This window comes from Paenibacillus thailandensis (genome assembly GCF_042685365.1).
GTDB classification, from domain to species: domain Bacteria; phylum Bacillota; class Bacilli; order Paenibacillales; family Paenibacillaceae; genus Paenibacillus_AP; species Paenibacillus_AP thailandensis.
Window position 1 is genome coordinate 39808 of sequence record NZ_JBHUMY010000027.1, and the last position, 21587, is coordinate 61394.

Annotated in this window: 18 protein-coding genes and 1 pseudogene; 16 read left to right on the plus strand and 3 right to left on the minus strand. The window is 56.0% G+C overall.

The window, feature by feature from the left end; translation table 11 throughout:
- Nucleotides 1-88 precede the first annotated feature (88 nt).
- Complete coding sequence (hrpB, locus tag ACFSW5_RS19200; protein WP_379276594.1) at nucleotides 89-2581, plus strand: ATP-dependent helicase HrpB; 2493 nt, start codon at nucleotides 89-91, stop codon at nucleotides 2579-2581.
- 39 nt (nucleotides 2582-2620) lie between these two features.
- Nucleotides 2621-2746 (plus strand): hypothetical protein, encoded by a 126-nt coding sequence (locus tag ACFSW5_RS19205; RefSeq protein ID WP_379276596.1) that lies wholly within the window; start codon nucleotides 2621-2623, stop codon nucleotides 2744-2746.
- Between the two features lie 48 nt (nucleotides 2747-2794).
- On the opposite strand, the gene ACFSW5_RS19210 is transcribed toward ACFSW5_RS19205, so the two are convergent.
- On the minus strand, nucleotides 2795-3433 hold the full coding sequence (locus tag ACFSW5_RS19210) for a LysE family translocator (RefSeq protein WP_379276598.1): 639 nt from the start codon (nucleotides 3431-3433) through the stop codon (nucleotides 2795-2797).
- A gap of 168 nt (nucleotides 3434-3601) precedes the next feature.
- Between ACFSW5_RS19210 and ACFSW5_RS19215 the strand changes: the two genes are divergently transcribed.
- The 11 genes from ACFSW5_RS19215 to ACFSW5_RS19265 all read left to right on the plus strand — a co-directional run bounded on the left by ACFSW5_RS19215 (nucleotide 3602) and on the right by ACFSW5_RS19265 (nucleotide 14785).
- Nucleotides 3602-3880 (plus strand): DUF1294 domain-containing protein, encoded by a 279-nt coding sequence (locus tag ACFSW5_RS19215; RefSeq protein WP_379276600.1) that lies wholly within the window; start codon nucleotides 3602-3604, stop codon nucleotides 3878-3880.
- An 80-nt stretch (nucleotides 3881-3960) separates the two neighbouring features.
- Nucleotides 3961-6048, plus strand: a complete 2088-nt coding sequence (locus tag ACFSW5_RS19220) for a HelD family protein (RefSeq protein ID WP_379276602.1) — start codon at nucleotides 3961-3963, stop codon at nucleotides 6046-6048.
- 135 nt (nucleotides 6049-6183) lie between these two features.
- Complete coding sequence (locus tag ACFSW5_RS19225; protein WP_379276604.1) at nucleotides 6184-6912, plus strand: DsbA family protein; 729 nt, start codon at nucleotides 6184-6186, stop codon at nucleotides 6910-6912.
- Between the two features lie 5 nt (nucleotides 6913-6917).
- A complete protein-coding gene (locus ACFSW5_RS19230) occupies nucleotides 6918-7355 on the plus strand; it encodes a disulfide oxidoreductase (RefSeq protein ID WP_379276608.1) in 438 nt (145 codons plus the stop codon).
- A 142-nt stretch (nucleotides 7356-7497) separates the two neighbouring features.
- Complete coding sequence (locus ACFSW5_RS19235; RefSeq protein WP_379276697.1) at nucleotides 7498-8358, plus strand: EcsC family protein; 861 nt, start codon at nucleotides 7498-7500, stop codon at nucleotides 8356-8358.
- The gene (locus tag ACFSW5_RS19240) at nucleotides 8330-9424 is read left to right on the plus strand and encodes a nitric oxide synthase oxygenase (RefSeq protein ID WP_379276610.1); all 1095 of its coding nucleotides are present in this window, start codon (nucleotides 8330-8332) and stop codon (nucleotides 9422-9424) included. Before ACFSW5_RS19235 ends, ACFSW5_RS19240 begins: the two co-directional genes overlap by 29 nt.
- A gap of 197 nt (nucleotides 9425-9621) precedes the next feature.
- Nucleotides 9622-10785, plus strand: a complete 1164-nt coding sequence (locus ACFSW5_RS19245) for a cation:proton antiporter (protein WP_379276612.1) — start codon at nucleotides 9622-9624, stop codon at nucleotides 10783-10785.
- 115 nt (nucleotides 10786-10900) lie between these two features.
- Nucleotides 10901-12031 (plus strand): DUF3900 domain-containing protein, encoded by a 1131-nt coding sequence (locus tag ACFSW5_RS19250; RefSeq protein WP_379276614.1) that lies wholly within the window; start codon nucleotides 10901-10903, stop codon nucleotides 12029-12031.
- A gap of 29 nt (nucleotides 12032-12060) precedes the next feature.
- Nucleotides 12061-12420 carry a Lin0512 family protein gene (locus tag ACFSW5_RS19255; protein ID WP_379276616.1) on the plus strand — a complete coding sequence of 120 codons (360 nt, stop codon included), beginning with the start codon at nucleotides 12061-12063 and terminating at the stop codon, nucleotides 12418-12420.
- Between the two features lie 219 nt (nucleotides 12421-12639).
- Nucleotides 12640-13917: a hemolysin family protein gene (locus tag ACFSW5_RS19260; protein ID WP_379276618.1), complete on the plus strand. Its 1278-nt coding sequence runs from the start codon at nucleotides 12640-12642 to the stop codon at nucleotides 13915-13917.
- Nucleotides 13918-13996: 79 nt separating this feature from the next.
- Entirely contained in the window at nucleotides 13997-14785 is a 789-nt protein-coding gene (locus ACFSW5_RS19265) for an undecaprenyl-diphosphate phosphatase (protein WP_379276620.1), read from the plus strand.
- 142 nt (nucleotides 14786-14927) lie between these two features.
- On the opposite strand, the gene ACFSW5_RS19270 is transcribed toward ACFSW5_RS19265, so the two are convergent.
- Nucleotides 14928-16343, minus strand: a complete 1416-nt coding sequence (locus ACFSW5_RS19270; protein WP_379276622.1) for a hypothetical protein — start codon at nucleotides 16341-16343, stop codon at nucleotides 14928-14930.
- 205 nt (nucleotides 16344-16548) lie between these two features.
- Here ACFSW5_RS19270 and ACFSW5_RS19275 point away from each other — a divergent pair, with 205 nt between their 5' ends.
- Entirely contained in the window at nucleotides 16549-16827 is a 279-nt protein-coding gene (locus tag ACFSW5_RS19275) for a hypothetical protein (protein ID WP_379276699.1), read from the plus strand.
- Between the two features lie 168 nt (nucleotides 16828-16995).
- Here ACFSW5_RS19275 and ACFSW5_RS19280 read toward each other — a convergent pair whose 3' ends face one another.
- Nucleotides 16996-17622, minus strand: a complete 627-nt coding sequence (locus ACFSW5_RS19280; protein WP_379276624.1) for a DedA family protein — start codon at nucleotides 17620-17622, stop codon at nucleotides 16996-16998.
- A 336-nt stretch (nucleotides 17623-17958) separates the two neighbouring features.
- Between ACFSW5_RS19280 and ACFSW5_RS19285 the strand changes: the two are divergent.
- Nucleotides 17959-19265: pseudogene (locus ACFSW5_RS19285) on the plus strand (MDR family MFS transporter).
- Between the two features lie 327 nt (nucleotides 19266-19592).
- Complete coding sequence (locus ACFSW5_RS19290) at nucleotides 19593-21563, plus strand: stalk domain-containing protein (RefSeq protein ID WP_379276627.1); 1971 nt, start codon at nucleotides 19593-19595, stop codon at nucleotides 21561-21563.
- The last annotated feature ends 24 nt before the right edge of the window (nucleotides 21564-21587 follow it).

Here is a 21587-nt window from a genome sequence, read left to right on the forward strand (position 1 = left end):
ATGCCCGGCGGATTGCCGCTCATCTGGCGCCGGCATCGGCCGGCTTGCTATAATGATAGCATTAGAGAAAGATAGGAGTTATAACATCATGCAACAACTTCCGATAGAAGCGGCGCTGCCGGAGCTGCTGGACGCTTTGCGCAGCCGTCCGAATGCGGTGCTGATCGCCGAGCCCGGCGCCGGCAAAACGACGAAGGTTCCGCTTGCACTGTTAGAAGAGCCATGGCTCCAGGGCAAAAAGATCGTCATGCTGGAGCCTCGACGCCTTGCCGCGCGCTCCGCAGCGGCGTATATGTCCGCAACGCTCGGCGAACAACCGGGCGGAACGGTCGGTTACCGCGTGCGCATGGATACGAAAGTAAGCGATAAAACGCGGATCGAAATCGTTACGGAAGGGGTTCTCACCCGGCTGTTGCAGGCCGATCCTGCGCTGGAGGAGTACGGCGCGATCCTGTTCGACGAGTTCCACGAGCGTCATCTGCACGGCGATCTCGGACTCGCCTTGGCTCTTCAATCCCAGCAGCTGCTGCGGGACGAGCTCCGGATCGTCGTCATGTCGGCGACGCTTGACGCGGCGGCCGTGTCGGCTCTGCTCGGCGATGCGCCGGTGATCGCAAGCAAGGGAAGAGTGTTCCCGGTCGAAACGGTATACACCGGGAAAAAAATGCAAGAGTCGTTTGAGCAGCGCATCGCGGGGACCGTAAGGCGGGCTATAAGCGAGCACTTGGAAGGAGATGTGCTCGTGTTCCTGCCGGGCGTCCGGGAAATTCGGAGGACGGCGGCGCTGCTGGCCGAAGGAGGGGGACTTCCTTCGCTTGTTCAAGTGGCGGAGCTGCACGGCTCGCTGCCGCTTTCGCTGCAGCAGCAAGCGATTGCGCCTTGCGGGCCGGGCATGCGCAAGGTGGTGCTGTCGACGGCGATCGCGGAGTCCAGCTTGACGGTCGAGGGAGTCCGCATCGTCGTCGACGGAGGGCTTATGCGGGTGCCGCGCTTCTCGCCTCGTACGGGCATGAGCAGACTGGAGACGATCCCCGTCTCGAAGGCGTCGGCGGATCAGCGCCGCGGCCGGGCCGGAAGGGTCGCGGAAGGCGTATGCTACCGGTTATGGACGGAACAGGAGCATGCATATTTGAAGCCTTATGCCGCCCCGGAAATCGAGGAGGCCGATCTTGCTTCATTGGCGCTGGAGCTTGCCGTCTGGGGCGTCGGCGATCCAAGCGAGCTGCGATGGCTGAACGAGCCGCCGCAAGCGGCCTATCGCGGAGCCCGGGAGCTGCTTCAGGCGCTGACCGCCATCGACGCCGAAGGGAAGCCGACCCCGCACGGCATGCGTATGGCTGGACTCGGCGTTCATCCGAGGCTTGCCCATATGCTGCTCGTATCCGAGGAGCTGGGAGCGGCCGGGCTGGCCTGCGAGCTGGCCGCACTCCTCAGCGACCGCGATCCGCTGGCCGGCGAGCGAAGCGCCGATATTCAGCTGCGGCTTCAAGCGCTGCGGAGCGGCGCCGGCATCGATCGCGCCGCTGCGGAGCGGGTGAAGCAGCAGGCGCGCCAGTGGCGCGGCATGCTGACCGGCGGAGAGAAGCGGAAGCATGAAGCCGATCCGGCTAAGGAACAAGCATTGGCCGGTTTGCTGCTTGCGCATGCCTATCCGGACCGGATCGCGCAGAAGCGGGGAGAGGGCAAATATTTGCTGGCGAACGGCAGGGGAGCCGCGCTGGCAGGTGCCCAGCCGATATCGCGGGCCCCTTATCTTGTGGCGGCCGAGCTGGACGACGCCGGCGCGGAAAGCGCCATCCGCTTGGCGGCCGAGCTGCCGGCGGGGCTGTTTGACCATGAGTTGTCCTCATACACGATTAAGGAAGAAAGCATCGAGTGGGACAAGTCGGTTCTGGCGGTAAGAGCGCGCAGCCGGGTGCGGCTCGGAGCGATTATATTGAAGGAGAAGCCGATGCCGAATCCGGATCCGGAGAAGGTGGCGCTCGAGCTTGTGCGCGGAATTCGCGAGACCGGGTTCGATCTGCTGCCGTTTAACCGTTCGGCCAAGCAGCTGCTCGCACGCATGCGGCTCATGGCCAAGCATGACGGCTCGTGGCCGGACGTCTCCGAGGATGCGTTGACGGATCGTCTGGAGCACTGGCTGATGCCGCATCTGTATGGGTTGAAAAGCGCAGCGGACCTGCAGAAGCTGAACATGATCGAAATTATCGGGGAGCTGCTCGATTGGACGAAGCGGCGCGAGCTCGACGAGCAGGTGCCGACCCATATTACCGTGCCAAGCGGTTCCCGGATCCCGATCGATTACAGCGATCCCGACAACCCGGTGCTTGCCGCGCGGCTGCAGGAGCTGTTCGGCTGGAAGGAGACGCCGCGCATTGCCGGCGGGAAGCTGCCGCTTACGCTGCATTTGCTTTCGCCGTCGCAGCGTCCGGTTCAAGTGACAAGGGATTTGGCGAACTTTTGGAACGAGACGTATTTCGAAGTGAAAAAGGATTTAAAAGGCCGTTATCCGAAGCATTATTGGCCGGACGACCCGCTTGCGGCACAGCCGACGAACCGGGTCAGGCCGCGGAACAGTTAGAGGCGCTGTCCTCCGGGCAGAAAGGAGCTGTACGAAAACATGGATGGGGATGCGAAGTCGTACGACTTGTGCCGGAACGATTCCCGAGGGACCAGGCATGCATACGTTGTGGAACAGTCGGGCGCCGTCGTCGAGCTGATCGATGTGGCCGACGCAGAGACGTAGAGGAGCAAACTTTGTTCTTGCTCCTCGCTTTGCATCACTTATTGCGTTTTATAATAAAAACAAATTAACCGTAAGCAGCACATAGATGACGGCTTCAACGACGGCAAGCCTCGGCGCCCATTTCGGCGAGCGGCCCGTCACGATGCCGCCGGCGAAGCCGGACAACAGGGAGACGCAGGTGAATATAACGAGCGCCTGCGCGATAAACAATAGCCCGAGCTGAAGCATCTGGAGCGGAATGCTGCCGCTCTGTTCGGACACGAACTGGGGAAGCAGCGCCAGAAAAAACAGCGACACCTTCGGATTGATGACGTTCATCGTAATGCCGCGCCTGTACAGCGCGCCAAAGCGGAAGCTTTTTGCCGCCGGCGCGGTTTCGGAGGCGGGGGTAGCGCCGGCGTGGCGACCCGACCAGGTTTTCCATGCGAGATACAGCAAATAGGCTGCGCCTAGCGCTTTGACGGCGAACAAAGCGCCTTCCGAAGACAATACGACAGCGGAAACGCCAAGCGCGGCAGCCGTCGTATGGACGAGCAAGCCCGTACATAAGCCAAGGGCGACGGCGATGCCGCCGAGGCGGCTTTTGGTCATGCTTTGCGCGGCGACGAATAAAATGTCGGGTCCCGGCATCAGCGTCAAAATAACGGCAACGGTCAAAAAGCTTGTTATTTGGTTCCAATCCAGCATAATCGATATAACTCCTTTTTTTGGCAAGCGGAAACGGTCTGCCAGTCCTAGTCAAAGGACAAACCGATTCAGCGCGAATTCGCGAATTAATGAAATTCATTCATCTATTAATTAAAAAGCTTAAGCCCTCATCGATTCAAGGGCTAAGCGGAAGGTTGGTATACAACATTGGATTCGTTCGGCATTTTACTTATTTATATCGCTTTAATTAATATCGTCGGTTTCGCGTCGATGGGCGCGGACAAGCAATATGCGCGTTCAAGCCGCAGAAGAATCCCGGAGAAACGGCTGTTTGCGCTCGGTTGGATCGGCGGCGCGCTTGGCGTCTGGATCGGCATGCGCGTATGGCGGCACAAGACGAAGCACCGTTCGTTCGTCGTTGGCATTCCGCTTTTGCTGGCCTTAAACGTTGCCGTTGTCGTATGCTTGCTCCGGCTGATGGCGTAACGTTGCTTCGGGCAGGGAAATAGCGTATAATTGATGCTCTTGCTTTCCAATTATATGCATGCCTTGAGGAGGTAACTGACGTGTCCGTTCAAAGTGCCTTACAAGAAGAACAACAAAGACTTGCCGACTCCGTCCGAGAAATCGAGCGGCAGCTAGAGCAAATCGGCCCGGCTTATACCGGAGATGATTTTACCGAACAAATGCTGGATTTACAACGGGAGGAACGAAAAAGACGGCTGGAGGTCGCCTATAAGGAGCCTTATTTCGGCCGCATCGATTTTCAAGAGCTGCCTGGCGATCGCATTATGCCGCTCTATATCGGCAAAGCGGGCGTCTCCAAGCAAAATTCGAACGAGCTGCTCGTTATCGACTGGCGGGCACCCGTCGCCAGCTTGTTTTATTCGTTTACCGGCGGAGACACTGCCGTTTCGTACGAATCTCCCGACGGGGAAGTGACCGGCCATGTCCATTTGAAGCGCAACTTGATGATCAGGCAGCGCGAGCTGGTGCGGATGGTCGACAGTTATATCAAAGGGCAGGAAGATGGTCCCGTGACCGACGAATTTCTGTTGTACCGGCTTGGCGAAAACAAGGACAACCGACTGCGCGATATCGTATCTACGATCCAGCAGGAGCAGGATTTGATTATACGCGCCGAACGGAGCAAAGCGCTTTTCATCCAAGGGGTTGCGGGAAGCGGCAAAACGACGGTCGCGCTGCACCGTCTTGCGTTTCTGCTGTATCAATACGCCGACCGGATGCGCGCCGAGCGGATGATTATTTTCGCGCCGAACCGCATGTTTCTCGAATATATATCCGGGGTTCTGCCCGAGCTCGGCGTCGGCGATATTATGCAGACAACGTACGCGGATTGGGCGCTTGAGCTGCTTGGTCACGAGGTGTCGCTTCGCGGCTCCGGGGAGCAGCTTGCCTATTGGTTCGAACAGCCGCATACGGCCGACGAGATCGCGCAGGCGCCCGGAAAGCTGAAAGGCGGTGCGGCGTTCAAAAAGGCGGTCGACGAACGTCTCGCCGAACTCGATAAGCAGATTTTGCCGGAAGCGCCGTTCGAGCCGATCGACGGCCTGGTGCTGAAGCCGGAGCAAATCGCGGAATGGTACAACACCGACTACGGCGAGGAATTCATGATGCGCAAGCGCGAGCGGCTTGCGAGCCGCATCCGCCGCTGGTTCGAGTCGGAGCTGAAACGGCGGGGAACGTCGGATAAGAAGGTGCGGGCCAAAGCGCTCTCCAGGCTGAACGCCTATATCAAAAAAATCCCTTCCTACACCGCGCCTCAGCTGTACGCCACCCTGTTCGCGGGCAAAACGGCAGCCTCCTGCATCCCGAAGGAGCTGGCCAAGGCGACGGCGGAGAGGCTGAAGCAAGGCGAGGCGCTGCCGGAGGATCTCGCCCCGCTTGCTTACATTCACCTTCGGCTGTTCGGGCTTGATCGTCCGACTTACGACCATATCGTCATCGACGAGGCGCAGGACTACTCGCCGTTTCAGCTGGAAGCGCTTCGTTTATGCCAGTCGGTCACTTCGATGACGGTTCTCGGCGATTTGCAGCAAGGCATTCACGCTTATGCCGGCGTGGAGCGCTGGAGCGAGCTGACGGAGCTGTTCGAGGAAGGGAAAACCGGCTTTTACGAGCTGAACCGCAGCTACCGGTCGACGATGGAAATTATCGAGTTCGCCAACCGCATTCTCGGCGCGATGGAAGGGGTCAAGCCGGCCGTTCCCGTGTTCCGCAGCGGCGACCCGGTCGAGCTTGTCCAAGCGGAGCCGGAGAATTGGCTGAAGCAGCTTGCCGCGACCCTGTCGGAATGGCAGAGCCAAGGCGGCTTGCAGACGATCGCCGTTATCGGTAGGACGGCGGCCGAATGCGAAGAGATTCATGTCTATTTGCAAGGCCAAGGCTTCGAGCCTTCGCTTATCCAAAGCAAGCAGCCGTCCTACAGCGGCGGGCTGTCGGTCGTTCCGGCCTATTTGTCGAAAGGGCTTGAATTCGACGCCGTTCTCATTGCCGACGCAAGCGGGGAGGCTTATCGTCCGCTGGACGCCAAGCTGCTCTATGTCGCTTGCACACGGGCGCTTCATAAGCTGAAGCTGCTGTACCGGGGCGAGCCGTCGCCCCTTATCGCCGAGCCGTCGGCGGTCCTGTAACGGACCGCCCGGCTCATTCGCGCTATCCTATCAAATATGACAGTATTAAGGCAATTGGCTTCGCCTGCTTGACTTGTATGCAATATGTAACTACGCTGGTTACAGAAGAGCATTCCGAGAAAGGATGAACACGCCTTGGGTCAAAAAAACCGAAACAAAAAGCCGAAGCCAAAACCGCAAAACGCTTATTCGTCGAAGCCGAAGCAAAGCTCGAACAAGGGGCTGATCTGGCTGACGCTTATTATCGCGGCGGTTGTTGTCGTCATCGTGCTGGGGATCAATAACCAGAACAAGCCCGTCAGCTTCGATTACGACAAATACGCCATGACGGGAAGCGAGAACGCGCCGGTCAAAATCGTCGAGTTCGGCAACTTCAAATGCCCGATTTGCAGCACGTTCGCGACCGAAGTGAAGCCGCAGCTCGCCGCCGATTATATCGATTCGGGCAAGGTTGCCTTCTATTATATCAACTTCAGCAATTTCCTTGGCGAAGACGCCTATACGGCGGCGCTTGCGGCGCAGGCGGTGTACCGTCAGAACGAAGAAGCGTTCTGGGACTATTACGATATTTTATTCAAGAACCAGCAGGACGAATACTCGACTTGGGCGACGCCGGATTATTTGGTTGAGCTCGCCCGTGAGGCGAAGCTGCCGATTGATTACGATCAGCTCCGCAAAGATATCGACAATAAGACGTACAACGACGAAATCGACGCCCAGAACGATCTGACAAGACCGTTTGGCGTAACGGGTACGCCGACATTTTTTATAAACGGTGAAATGTACAAAGGATCGCCGGTCGATTACGCCGGGTTTAAAAACGAGATCGAAAAAGCTTTGAACGAATCTGCGAACAAGGAGTAATGCGGATGATGTACGTGGAGGCTCGGGAGTCCCGGTTGAGACGAAACGCCTTATATTTAGCTTGGGTCGTCGCATTGGCCGCAACGGGAGGAAGCTTGTATTTCAGCGAGATTGAAGGCTATATTCCGTGCAGCCTGTGCTGGTTTCAGCGTATATTTATGTACCCGCAGGCTATAATGCTGGGAATTGCCGCTTACCGGGGAGACCGCGACATTATCAAGTATTCGCTGCCGCTTGTCGCCGTCGGCGGCTTGATCTCGCTGTATCATAACCTCGAAATCTGGTTCCCGCAGCTGGCCGAGGTGGCTCCTTGCAGAGCGGGCGTTCCTTGCAACTTCGACTATCTCAACTGGCTTGGCTTTGTCACGATTCCGCTTATGGCGCTCGTTGCTTTCGCATTGATCGCCGTACTGCTCCTTATCGGACGTCCGGCCAGATCGTAATGTACGTTTGATGCCGAACCTCTCCGATCCGTACCGGAGAGGTTCTGTTTTTTGCGTCCCGGTCAATTCCATGAGACGTTTATCGCAAGCCGGCCGTATTAGATAGAAAGCAAAGGGGGATACAAGGATGCAGCGGGTCAAAATGGAAACGAAAGAGCAGCTTACTGCGATCCTGGCCGATATCGAAGCATGGGAAAAAGATCAAAAGGATCTATGGTTTATTGAAAAGCTGGGGCGATTGCCGTTCCAGCTGCTGGATAAAATAACGCCCAAGCTCTTTCACCAAAAGCTTGGCCAGGCGCTCGACGAGCTGGGAGGATATATTCAGAACGGCGGACGCTATCTTGTTTCCGTTCAGTCGGTGCTTACGAAGCTAAAGCGAAAACGGATGGAGATGGAAGGCTTGGCGCCTGCGGACGGCGTGCCGATTACGATCGAGGAAGCGGCGAAATATCCGATCGCCATTATGAAACAGACGTCGTCGGAGCTAACGGCCAGCCGGACGACGATCGCCACGGTACAAGGGGCGACGACCGGCTTCGGGGGCATGCTGACGCTGGCGATCGACATCCCGGCTTTGATCGGGCTTTCGCTCAAGGTTATTCAGGAAATCGCGGTGTGCTACGGTTACGATCCGAATAAGAAGGAAGAGCGCGTATTTGCCGTTAAAGTGCTGCAGTTTGCTTCCTCCGATATCGTAGGCAAAAAAGCGATTCTAGACAGCTTGTCGCATTTATCGGGCGAGCACGGGGAGCGTCCGTCCGGGATGATGTCCGAATTGCAAGGCTGGCGCGAAGTGATGACGACTTACGTCGACAATTACGGGTGGAAGAAGCTGTTTCAACTGATCCCTGTAGCCGGGATGGTGTTCGGCGCAGTCATTAACCGGGGGATGCTCAGCGACGTGGCGGAAGCGGCGGACCGGCTTTACTGCAAGCGGCGCATATTGGAGCGGCTGACGGAAAGAGGGAATCATGCCAGACAACAAGACAACGCTTTATGAGGAAGCGGAAACGTTTATTGCCCAGTGTTATGAGGAGTTGGGCAAGCCGGACCGGGAGAAGAATATCCGGCTTGAAGAGGTGAAACGGCAAATCGACGCCGCCGGCGCCTATGAGCATACGTTCGAAGAGCTGCGGCACGGGGCGCGAATGGCATGGCGGAACAGTAACCGGTGCATCGGCCGGCTATTCTGGCAGTCGCTGGAGGTGTTCGACGCTCGTGATGCGCGCACGGAAGGAGAAGTCGCCTCCGCCGTCTTCGAGCATATGCGTTACGCCACGAACGGCGGCAAAGTCCGTTCCGCGATTACCGTATTTGCGCCGTCGTTGTGTAACGAAAAATCGCGAATCCGAATCTGGAACCATCAGCTTGTTCGTTACGCCGGATATAAAAGCGAACAAGGCGTCGTCGGCGATCCGGCCTCGCTTGCGTTTACCGAAGCGTGCGTCGAGCTCGGATGGCGCGGACGCGGCACGAATTACGACGTGCTGCCGCTCGTCGTGCAGATCGACGGCCGCAAGCCCGAATGGTTTGCGCTGCCGGACGATACCGTGCTGGAAGTGCCGCTTACCCATCCGGAAATTCCGTCATTCGGAGAGCTTGCCCTCAGGTGGTACGCCGTACCTTTCATTGCGGATATGAAGCTGGAGATCGGCGGCATCGTTTATCCGGCCGCGCCGTTTAACGGCTGGTACATGGGGACGGAAATCGGCGCCCGAAATTTGGCGGATGCCGGACGGTATGACAAGCTCCCTGCGGTTGCGGCGCTGCTAGGCCTGGATACGGCCACGAATACTTCTCTTTGGAAAGACCGGGCGCTGCTCGAGCTTAATGTCGCGGTTATTCATTCTTATAAAAAAGCCGGCGTAAGCATCGTCGACCATCATACGGCGGCCGAGCAGTTTACGCGCTTCGAGCAGCAGGAACGAAACAACGGAAGGGAAGCTACCGGCCGCTGGTCCTGGCTGATCCCTCCCATGTCTCCTGCGGCTACTCCGGTTTGGCATAAGAGCTATCGCGATGTGCAGCTCAAGCCGGCCTTCGCCTATCAGGAAGTCCCTTACTGAAAGGGCAGGGTCGTCTCGGGCCATGCCGCGGCGAATATGGCCGAAAAAAAGATTGCATAATTTATAAAGATTACTTATAATAAACTGAAATGTTTTTAAAGTACAAATGAATAGCTTATTGTTTTTTGGAGGAGCCTGACACCAAGGGCTCCTCTTTGTCTTTTTTTGACATCATACCGGGAATGGAGAGGGTAATCGTGGAGTTTATTTTGGAATTGGCGATCATGATCGCCGCAACGAAGATTGCCGGCCACTTGTCGGTCCGGATCGGCCAGCCAGCCGTCCTCGGGGAGCTGATTGCGGGCATTTTATTCGGCCCCGCCGTATTCGGCCTGATTGACGCGGATTCGTCTTTTATTCATTATTTCGCGGAAATCGGCGTCCTGCTGCTAATGTTTGCTGCCGGACTGGAGACGGATCTGGATCAGCTGAGACGAAACTGGAAACCGGCGTTCGCCGTCGCCGTAGGCGGCATTATCGTGCCTTTTATCGGCGGTTACGCCGCTGCGGCGGCATTTGGCTTCGGACAAACGTACGCGCTCTTTTTCGGCGTATTGTTTTGCGCCACGTCGGTGAGCATCTCGGTGCAGGTGCTGAAGGAAATGAACCGGCTCGGCTCGCGGGAAGGGACGACGATACTCGGCGCCGCGGTCGTCGACGACGTGCTGGTCGTCGTTTTGCTTGCGGTGATGATGAGCATGCTTGGATCCGGCGAGCAAATATCGTTAGGATGGCTGATCGGGAAAAAAGTTCTGTTCTTTATCATCGTGGTGCTTGCCAGCATTTATCTCGTTCCGCTTGCGATGAAATGGCTGTCCAAGCTTAAAGTGACCGAACCGCTCATCGGGGTCGCGCTTGTCGTATGCTTCGGCTTTGCTTATTTCGCCGATTATATGGGAATGGCCGGCATTATCGGTTCGTTTGCCGCCGGCATCGCCATTTCGCAAACGCCGTTCCGCCATCAAGTGGAGCATAAGCTTGAGCCGATCACGTACGGCGTGTTCGTGCCCGTGTTTTTCGTCAGCATCGGCCTTAACGTCAGCTTTGAAGGGCTAGGCTCGCAACTCGGTTTCGTTATCGTCATTTCCGCGGTTGCCGTCGTCACCAAGCTGCTGGGCGGCGGATTAGGCGCAAGATTGACCGGCTTCGGCAGAAGGTCGTCGCTGGCGGTCGGCACGGGCATGATTTCCCGCGGGGAAGTGGCCCTTATTATCGCCTCGACGGGCCTTCAGGCCGGACTGCTGCTGGAGCAATATTTTACGTCGGTTATCATTATGGTCATGGTTACGACGCTTGTCACGCCTCCGCTTCTGAAGGCGGTTTTCTCCCGGATGCCGGAGGAAGGCGTATCCCGGTCGTAAAGGGATGCTTCCCGGGTATGCCCGTGTCGCGCCGTACCGATTTGCGTTCGCTCTCCTTCTGAAGTTGTGCTATGCTTAAGAAATGAAAATGTCCATCAATGGGGGAAGATGAGAAGTGGACTTACGCATGCAGTTTTTATCCTTTTTCGTCATTACGACGGACGGGGAGGACGGCGCGACGGGGAAGCGCTACAAGCATTATCAGACGCTGGAGGAAGACGATTACGAGGACAGCGAGCTGAAAAAGTTTCTCGACGGGGAGTTCGTTCGCATTCTGAAACGAAAGGCGGAGCGCAACCCGGCTACGGAATCGGCTCCGACAAAAATCGGACGCTTTATGGTCGAGCCGGGCTACGAGCTGTCGAGCAACCAGAACTATAATCTGTTCCAGCGGCTGCGGGAAGCGGACACCAAGGAGCGGTTTGTCGGCATCGCCGACGAGCTCGTTCACATTTATATGGATACAAGCGCCGTCCGCGGCGGCGCGTTTATTATCGCCAGGGCGAAGCTGAATACGTATTTCGACGAGCCGTTCCTGTTTCTGCTCAAATGCGACTTCGAGCCGAAGATCGCCCGCATTGCCGACGAGCGAAGCCTGATCTCGCAGGTGGACAACGCCATCAGCTCGCGCAACATTAAATCGATTCAATATCCGCATATGCCCGAGGAAGGGACGCTCGAGCACTGGGAGCTGAAGATCCATCAGGCGTCGCACGCCCGTTACTTCGAAGATTTCTTGCGGTTCGTCGATTACGAGAAGCCGCTGCCGGTCGTCGTGAGCGAGCAAGTGATCGACATGGTCCAGCAATATATGGAGGACAAATGGCAGGATACGGTCAGCACGGAGCGAAGCGAGGAAGAGAATGCGGTTGAGCTATGGGCGGCGAGCGAGAAGCGGGAAATTCAGGAATGGTGGCCGCAGGAGAAAGTGATGGAGGCGTCGGCGGCGCTTGTGGAGCAGAAGCCCGACTTGCCGTTTGGCTTTAAGTTAGGGGGCGTGACCGTTAAGGGGTTGCTTTCCGACTTTGGTCTCTCGATTCATCTGGCGAAACATAACGGCAAATATGTCGCGGTCATCGAAGGAGACGCCTTCCAATTCGACAAAGGCATGTCGCCTGTTGAACTTCTGCAGCCGCCGGACTTGGCCGATTTGCTGCAGGTTATAGGAACGCGGGATGAGCGAGCCGACGACTTTGCTTTTGCCGAGACGGCGGCCGCCTCTTCCGAAGACGACGTACCTTGGTGAACGATCGATTTCACGAAAGGATGATTCGTATGGATAACGTATTGTTTATTGAAATCGGAATGGGGACCGATCTGCACGGGCAGAACATTACGAAAGCGGCCGTTCGCGCGGTGCAGAACGCGATCCGCCACAATTCGATGCCGGGATTGGTAGCTGTTTTGCCGGACGGCGATTTGAACAACATGAAGGTGCGAGTCAAGCTGGCTTTGCCGTGCGACCACGAACAATTGGACGTCGAGCGGGTGAAGGCCGTTCTGCCGTACGGCACGGTAACGGTCGAGGTTCAGCAAGGCGGGATGCTGACGACCAGCGGGATTGTCCTGCCGGATAAAGAGGACAAAAACGATCTCATCTACGTAGCCGTTGCGTCCGTAGAGGTCGGGTATTAAAACCGTTCGTTTAGAAGACTTGTAATTGGGAACCATGTTACAAGTCTTTTTTTCGTAACAGAAAGTTTAATTAGCTAAAACAAAAATGCGATCTGACTGTCTGTTCGGCATGAAAACTTGTCTCTAAACGCATTCATTCATTTTCGAGAGGCTTGGGTGGAGGTTTTCTTATTTTGACGGACAAGGATTAAAGTACAGCATCTAGGAGAAAGAACATCCATGATTATTAACCTGATCGTATTCGTCATTTTAATCTTTTTTACGGCGTTTTTCGTCGCGACGGAATTTGCGCTGGTCAGGCTTCGCGCCAGCCGGGTGCGTCAAATGGTGAGCGAAGGGCGCAAAAACGCCAAGGCGGTGCAGCAGCTCGTCGACCGGTTGGATAGTTACTTGTCCGCGACGCAGCTCGGCATTACGATCATGTCGCTCGGTATCGGCTGGCTCGGCGAGCCAACGGTCTCGAAACTGCTTGAGCCGTTGTTCGAAGAGATAGGCATTGCCGGCAGTACGGCGCACATCATTTCGTTTATTGTGTCGTTTGCGTTAGTGACTTACTTGGAAGTGGTGCTGGGCGAGCTTGCACCCAAAACGATCGCGATCGTAAAACCGGAACGGATTGCGCTGCTGACTGCTCCGTTTATGGTATGGTTTCATAAAATCGCCTATCCGTTTATTTGGCTGTTAAACGGCTCGGCGAACAAGCTGGTCGGGTTGTTCGGCTTAAAGCCCGCCAAGGAGCATGAAGCGGCATCGGAGGAAGAGATCCGGCTGCTGTTGTCCGAAAGCTACGGCAGCGGCAAAATCAACCGGGCCGAATATGCGTATGTTAACCGCGTGTTCGAATTCGATGACCGCCTGGCGAGGGAAATTATGGTTCCCCGTACGGACATGGTCTGCTTGTATACGAACAAGCCGAAAGAAGAGAACATCGAAACCGTTCTGGCGGAGAAATATACGAGATTTCCGGTTGCTTCAGGTTCCAAGGACAATATCGTCGGCATCATCAACACGAAGCAGCTGTTTTACCATTACGCGAAAAACGGCGGGGCGGACGTCCGTTCCATCATGCAGCCGGTCATGGCCGTCCCGGAAGTGCTGCCGATCAAGCTGCTGCTGCGCAGAATGCAGACGGAGCGGGTGCATATGGTTATTTTGCTGGATGAATACGGCGGTACGTCCGGCTTGGTGACGATCGAAGATATCGTTGAAGAAATCGTGGGCGAAATTCGCGACGAATTCGATACCGACGAAGCGATCCCATTCGAGAAACTGGCTGACAACCGTTATGCGATGGACGGTAAACTGCTGCTTCGCGATCTTCACCGTTGGACAGGCATCGAACTCGAAGGCGAGGAGATCGATACGATCGGGGGGTGGCTCGCGAGTCAAAATCCCGATCTGGAAGAAGGACAGGAATGGCCGTACGATAACCTTACGTTTATAGTGCGCGAGAAAGATCATCTCCGCATCAGACGTCTGGAGATCACCGTCCGCTAGAGCCTGGACATGAGTCCTCCGATTTGTACATATACATAAGTAACGCGGGACAAGAAACCTTAAGGCAGGTGGACGTTCAGTGGCGGAGCTGTGGAATGCGATCTGGATGGGCATTATCGAAGGGCTTACGGAATTTTTGCCGGTATCTTCGACGGGGCATCTTATCTTGCTGGGAGAGCTGCTCTCGTTTACCGGCGACAGGGCGAAGACGTTTGAGGTCGTCGTCCAGTTCGGAGCGGTGCTTGCCGTTCTGGTGCTGTACCGGAGCCGTTTCGCCAGCCTGCTTCGATTCCGGATTCAGCCGAAAGCCGGATTGAACGCCTTTCATATTATGCTGGCGATGGCGCCTGCCGGAGCCGCGGGCGTACTGCTGCACGGCGTGATCAAGCAGTATTTGTTCAGCCCGGCGACCGTGCTGATCGGGCTTGTCGCCGGAGGCCTGTTTATGATTGCAGCCGAGCGGGCTAACGTGAAGACGAGGGCGGAAAGCCTTGACGATATAACGTACAAGCAGGCGTTTGCGATCGGGCTGTTCCAGGTGCTGGCGTTATGGCCCGGTTTCTCGCGCTCAGGCTCGACCATCTCCGGAGGGATGCTGTCGGGAGCGAGCCAGAAGGCGGCCGCCGAATTTACGTTTATCGTATCCGTCCCGATGATGGCCGGAGCCAGCGGCGTCGATCTGATCAAAAGCCGCGAGTTTCTGACGATGTCGGATTTGCCCCTCTTTCTGATCGGGCTGTCGGCCGCTTTTATCGTGGCGACGATCGCGTGCGTTACCTTCATCAACTTAATCAAAAAACTGCGGTTAACCTGGTTTGCTTATTACCGGTTTGCGCTAGCGGCCCTGTTCGCTTGGATCATCTGGTAGGGGAGTCGTCTTCGGTCGCCGCCGGAGCTTGAAGTCGGGCAATCCATTTAAGATTGAGGAGACTGTCGGCCGGCAGAGGCTAACGCGAAGAAGACAGTCCGGCCTAACGCCGGACTGTCTTCTTCGCAATTGGTTTCGATTGTCAAATCAGCAGCATTGCCGCTATCGTTGTGACGACTAGCCCGATCACCACCGGCTTTAAATTGCGGCGGGCCAGCTCGAACGGACTGACGCCGCATATGGCGGCAGCGGGGATAAGCGCCCACGGCACCAGCGTTCCGCCGCCGACCCATATGGCCGCAATCTGGCCGAGTGCCGTCAACGTCGCCAAGCCGTGTCCGATCGCGCCAGCGAACAGCGCCGCTACGGAGCCCGCCAGCGATATGCCGGAGAAGCCGGAGCCGTCGAGGCCCGTTACGGCGCCTACCGCCGACAGCGTCACTGCGCCGACGAAGCCGTTCACCGGCACGGCGTGCGCAAGGGCGTAACCCAGATCGTTTACGATGCCCGCGGAGCCTTCCGGCAGTGTATCCCCGAATATGGCGCCGAAGCCCGAGTCTCCCAAATAAAAGAAAGCGGCAATGGGGATGACGGGTCCAAATACTTTAAATCCAAACAAAAAACCGTCGATAAGGTAAGACGTCGTTTTTTCCAGTCCTTTGCCGCGGTGGGCCAACATCGTGATCGCTATAAGGATAAGAAGAGCCGTTCCGCCTACGAGTGCGGTAGCCTCGCCGCCTTGCAAATTCAGAACGAACATAGCCGCCACGTCGGCGGCAAAGGCAACGGGTATGACAGCCGCCAGCACCCGCTTCGCCGCGGGCGACAAGGCGCTGCGCTCTCCCGCGCCTCCGTCGTCCTCTTGCCTGACGGACCCGTCCGCAGCGGTTGCGATAAGCCCGTCGCGCCATTTGCCGCGTTTAATATCATGGCGCATGAACAGATAAGCCGCCGCCGTGGTCGCGACTCCCATAATGGCGACAAGCGGAATGCTGGCTTGCATGACGTCCGAGACGGGCAGTCCGGCCGCGTCGGCGGTCAGCTTCGGAGCGCCTTGAATGATGTAATCCCCGGAGAGCGCAATGCCGTGGCCGAACAGATTCATGGCCATGGCTGCGCCTAACGCCGGCAGCCCGACCCGGATGGCAACCGGAAGCAGAACGGCCCCGATAAGCGCGACGGCCGGCGATGGCCAAAAAAACCAAGAGGTCACGAGCATGATGACCCCGATGCCCCAAAAAGCCAGGCTTGGGGTGCGGAGCAGGCCGGCGAGCGGCGAAATCATGGTCTCGTTGATGCCGGTCCGGATCAACACCCGGCTCATCGCCACGATAATGGAAATAATGAGAATCGTCCCGAGCAGTTCTGTAATGGCATAAATGAAACTGTTGAAAATGCCGCTGACCGAGCCGCTGACCGTTTGCGTCGACAAAAGGCCGATGACGAAAATACCGACGATACAAAGCAGAGACGTATCTTTGCGCATGACCATAAATCCGATGATAAGGACGATAAAAGCGAGGTATGCGTAATGAAGTCCGGTCAGTTCAACCTCCATAAACAATCACCCTTTCGCGGCTGGCGTCCGGCCGGGCAGGCGGGCTAACGTTCCGCTTCCGCCGAATCGTAATATAATGTATGTCTCGCCTGCGGGCTTCATGTCGTTTAATGGGTCTGCTTGTCTGCTTTCGTCGATAGCGGTTGCAACAGGCGAAACGGCTATGTTTTAATGGAAGGAGATTAAAGGAAAGGGTCGATTGGCAGTGTTGAATGTGAAAATATTGGACGCCGGCATGTCTTATACCGAAGAAGACGGCTACGTTGGCAAAGTGCAATTTGAAGTGGAGGGAGACTCCGGCGGCTATGAAATAACGCTTCAAAGCAAACGGGGCAAAGATTGGGGCTACGGATTGTTTTTCCTGAAAGATTCCGGAGACGAAGAGAAGCTTCTGGCATTGGAGGAAAGGCTGGAGGAAGACGACGAGCTTTTCGATTATTTGGTGGAAACGGCGAAAGCGGAGCTCCCGGAACGGAAGGATTGAGCCTTCGCGCCGTAGGCCGAGCCGAACCGGCTTCGTCGTCCGCTTTGAAGGACAAGCCAATTCGCCGAGAGAGATAAGCGAATACGAGAGAAATAAAGAAGCCGGGAACTTAAGCTTCCCGGCGTTTTTTGTCGCGCGGATATGTTCCGTCTGTTACTCGTCCGACCGTTACATATCGCGGTGAACCGTATTTTCCGAGCGCTGCTTTCTTCCTCTGCTTGCGCGGATAACGACGACCGCAACGGCAGCCAGAACGAGCGCGATGACGATATACACCCCGTATTCGTAAATCATGTCTCCGATTTGCCGCAAGTTGTCGCCTACCAGCGCCCCAATCACGAAATAAAGAAGCGTCCATACGAAAGCGGACGGGTAGGCGTACAGCGCGAATTTGCCGAAAGGCGTCTTGTTCGTGCCGATCACCATCGGCATGGCATGCCGGACGAAAGGAAGAAGCAGACCCAGGCCGACCGCATACCCGCCGAATCGTTCGATTAACCGCTCGGCTTGCGCGACGAATTTCTGCATGTTCTGCTTGCGGTTGAACCATTCGAACAGCTTGCTGCCCGCGAACCGTCCGATGCTGTAATTGAATGTCATGGCCGAGCAAATGCCGAGCCAGGTGCTGATAAAAGCGGGTACGGGAGCAAGCAGTCCCGCCGCGGCCAGCGCGCCGCCCGTCATGACAACCACTTCGTTCGGTATAGGCAAGCCGATAAGGCCAAGGCATAATACGACGAATAAAGCCGCATAACCGATTGTATCGATAACGGTAAGCAAAAATTCATACCCCACAAGGGATCATCCTTTGTTTAAAAAATTGCTTTTACTTAAAAAAGCGACGTCAATCTTTAGACTATCACATTTCGCGGCCGCTTGACAGTCCAGGTTCGAGGCCCGCTGTCTTGAACAAAGGACGTGCACCCTTCGCGGCTTCCGGCTTTCGGGGAAAGCCGGCTGCAAATTTGTTCCGAATCGAAATAAGGATAAGATTGACCAAGCCTCGGAAAGGAATCTGGAATGAAGACGAAAGCATTCGAAGACAAGCCGACGAAGCGCGGAATGGTTATGGTTGCGCTTTGCGCGGCGACTTTTCTGGCGGCTATTGAAGGCACGATCGTAAGCACCGCCATGCCCGCGATCACTAGCGAGCTTCACGGCATCCGGCAGTACAGCTGGATCGTTTCCCTCTATTTGCTTACAAGCGTCATCAGCACGCCGATTTACGGGAAATTGGCGGATTTGTACGGAAGAAAGCGTATTTTCATCGCAGGCGCTTCCATTTTTTTGCTCGGCTCGGCTCTATCGGGAGCGGCCGGTTCGATGGAGCAGTTAATCGTCTACCGGGCGGTTCAAGGGCTTGGCGCTGGCGCTCTTGCCACGATCCCGTTTACGATCATCGGCGATCTGTATCCGTACGACAAAATGGCCAAAGTGCAGGGGTGGATGTCCAGCATCTGGGGAATCGCGGGCATTTCCGGCCCGCTCGTCGGCGGTCTGCTGGTGGACTACGTATCGTGGCGATCGATTTTTTATTTGATTTGCCTGTCGGGGGAGTGGCGATCGCGCTGCTCGCTTTCTCGCTGCGGGAGAAGTTCGAGAAGAAGAAGCCGCATATCGATTATCCGGGAGCGGCCGCGTTTGCGGTCGGGATGTTCAGCTTGTTGTACGCGCTTGAACTGCTGCATGGGGGAGACGGCTCCTTGAACATTCCTCTTCTGGCAGTGTTGTTCGGAGCGGCCGCCGTTTCGCTTGTCTTGTTCGCCGCCATCGAGCGGCGTTCGCCGGAGCCGATCATTCCGCTGAAGCTGTTCCGGATCCGTACCATTTGGATGGCTAACCTGGACAGCTTTATCATCAGCGTCGTAACCGTCGTCATTATTTTTTATTTGCCGCTTTGGATACAAGGCGCCTACGGCGCGACGGCCACCTTCTCGGGATTCGCGATGATTCCGTTATCCGTCGGCTGGCCGCTCGGCTCGATCGTTGCCGGCAACTTGATAGCCAAATACGGCATGCGCCGCATCTCGATGACCGGCGGATTGTTTCTGATCGCGGGAAGCCTGGGCTTCACCTTCATGGATACGGATGCTCCTATCGCCTTGCTGATGGCGTGCACCTTCCTGTGCGGCATGGCTTTCGGTTTGTCGCTTACTTCGTTTACGGTGGCCGTTCAGTCCTCCGTCGGGCGGGAAATCCGCGGCGCGGCGGTCGCGAGCAACAACTTTATCCGCAACTTCGGCCAGACGGCCGGCATTGCCGCATTCAGCCTGCTTCTGAACACGGGGGCTGCCGACGCGATTGATCCGGAACTGCTTGCATCCAGCCTGCATACGATATTCATTATTCTTGTCATTCTTGCCGCCGCTTCCTGGCTCGTTACGCTGGGGCTGCCCAAGCAAACCGCTCCAACATCCGAGAAGACGCCGGCGCTATAGGCCGGCACGCTCGGCCGGGCGTTGTTTCTTGCGGAACTGAAGGCTCCGAACCCGCCTTTAAACGGGGACGGAGCCTTTATTTGGCTATATAAATCTTTAATGTTAATTTATGGATTGATTTATAGTGCAACTTTTTACCTGTTTCCGCGTCTAACTAATGTCTGTCTCCAATCGTACTATTTTCCCACATAAGAATTTACAAGTTTCCCTGGATTCCCGGAAATATAAATTCTTATTGGCATGAAAAGCTGCCGTTGAAGCCGGGCGTCTTCTTCGGATAGGTTCCGGTAAAAGCAGCTTTTCTTACTACAGCAAAAGGAGAGAAACATGTTCAGAAAATTCACCATGGCGATGCTGGCGGCCTTATTGCTTGTCTCCGCAAGTTTGCCGGCGCAAGCAGGAGCAAGCGGCGTGAAAGGCAGCCAATCGCTGACGCTGCTGCAGAACTCCGCCAAGATGTTCCAGAACGGCGCCATGTATATGGCAACACAACCTATGACCGAAAAGAAAGGAGTAACTTACGTATCCCTCCGATCGATCGCGGAACGGCTTTATTCGACTTTATCGTACGATTCATCCGCCAAAGAGTATATCGTGACTTACGGTCAATCTACCCTTCGTTACAAAGTCGGCCGATCGGCCTACATATATAATGGAGAGCAGCGGAGCGATACGGCCGGCACGCCTTATATCCAGAACGGCACGCTGATGGTTCCGATCCGTTCGCTCGTAAAGCCTTACGGCATAACGCTGACGATTAACAAAGCGGAGAAAAAACTGGTGCTGGCCTGGACGGTAAGGCCTGTCGCCAAGTTTACGGTATCGCCGAAGGAAATTTACGCCGGACAGACGGAAGTCGCCTATAACGATCTGGCCTATCATCCCGTCGACGTCGGTATCGTAGGCGAGCGTTGGGAAGGAAAGCAGACGATGTTCGAGTCTGCGGGACAATATACGATCACCCGCTGGGTGCAGGACGAGAACGGCGTATGGAGCGAACCTTATTCGCTCACCGTGCAGGTCAAGAAGCCGAATTCCCCTCCGGTCGCCATGTTTGAGACAGACAAAGACAGCTATCAGATGGGCGAGCCGATCGAATTCGAGGATTTGAGCACGGACGAGGAGAACGGCATCGTCAAGCGGGAATGGACGAATAAAGAGAAAGCGTTCTTCGAGCCGGGCTTGCAGACGATCTCCTTGACGGTAACGGACGCGCAAGGCGCGACCGACACGTATACGAAGACGATCACGATTACGAATTCGACCTTATACTCGAAAGAAGAATTCGATCTTCTGTTTACCGATCCCGGGGAAAAGCTGACGATCGACGGGGCGAGCGTCCTCGAGATGAATACGATCGAATATACGTCCCTGAACAACTACGGACAAATGACTCTCGTGCGAAGCAACTCGCCCGAGACGATCGTAAGCGAGGGCATCTATTACAAGGATACGCTAAACGGGAACATCCGCTTGTTCGCCCATCACCAGAACGGAATGGAAAAAGACGTCCGCATCTATGTCGTCGCAACGAACAAAGGAAGAACGGATGCGACGCTGACCGTGCAGCGCGTCGGGGCCGGAGGGCCTGCGGCATCCGTGTCCGGGGCGGGCAAGATGGCCGGCGCCCGTTATTTGGAAGCAAGAACGAAGCCTGCCATGAACAAGCAAACGGTTATCCCGGCCGGTACCAGCCAGACGGTGTTGACGGATTTAAGCGATAAGGCGATGAGCTACGGAGATATCGTTACGTATTATGCGGACATTCATACGACATCGCCGCTGGAGTTCCAGATCGTCATCCTCGACAAAAACAAAGACGTGCTGAAAACTTTGCCTTATCTGAACGTGCTTGACGTAGACGGTAAGCATACGCGCGGCACGTTCGAGCTGGCGAACCGGACGATCAACATCTTGAATCCGATCGGCGGCAATTCCCGCATGGTGCTGACCGACAACAACCTGGACAAATATATGACGGGTACCGATTCGACAACGGGAACCGCCGTCGTCAATCTTGGCAACTACGGCATGATGTACGTGATTACGCTGCGGAAGGTGCAGCCGAATACGCTTATCGCGGTCAATCCGCGCGGCGGCCATTACGGGGGTTCGTTCCTCGTAAATAACAACCTTGTGTACATGACGAATAACAGCATTTTGACTTCAAACAAGGATGCAGGCGTCTTGTATCGGACCGGAGACAGTACCGAAAGCGTTACGATCGCGTTTACCCCGGCATCCGGCAGCAATCTTCCCATCAACTTTGTTTTCTTGCCTCTGCCGGAGAAAAAATAACAGCATACCGGACTTATCCATCTG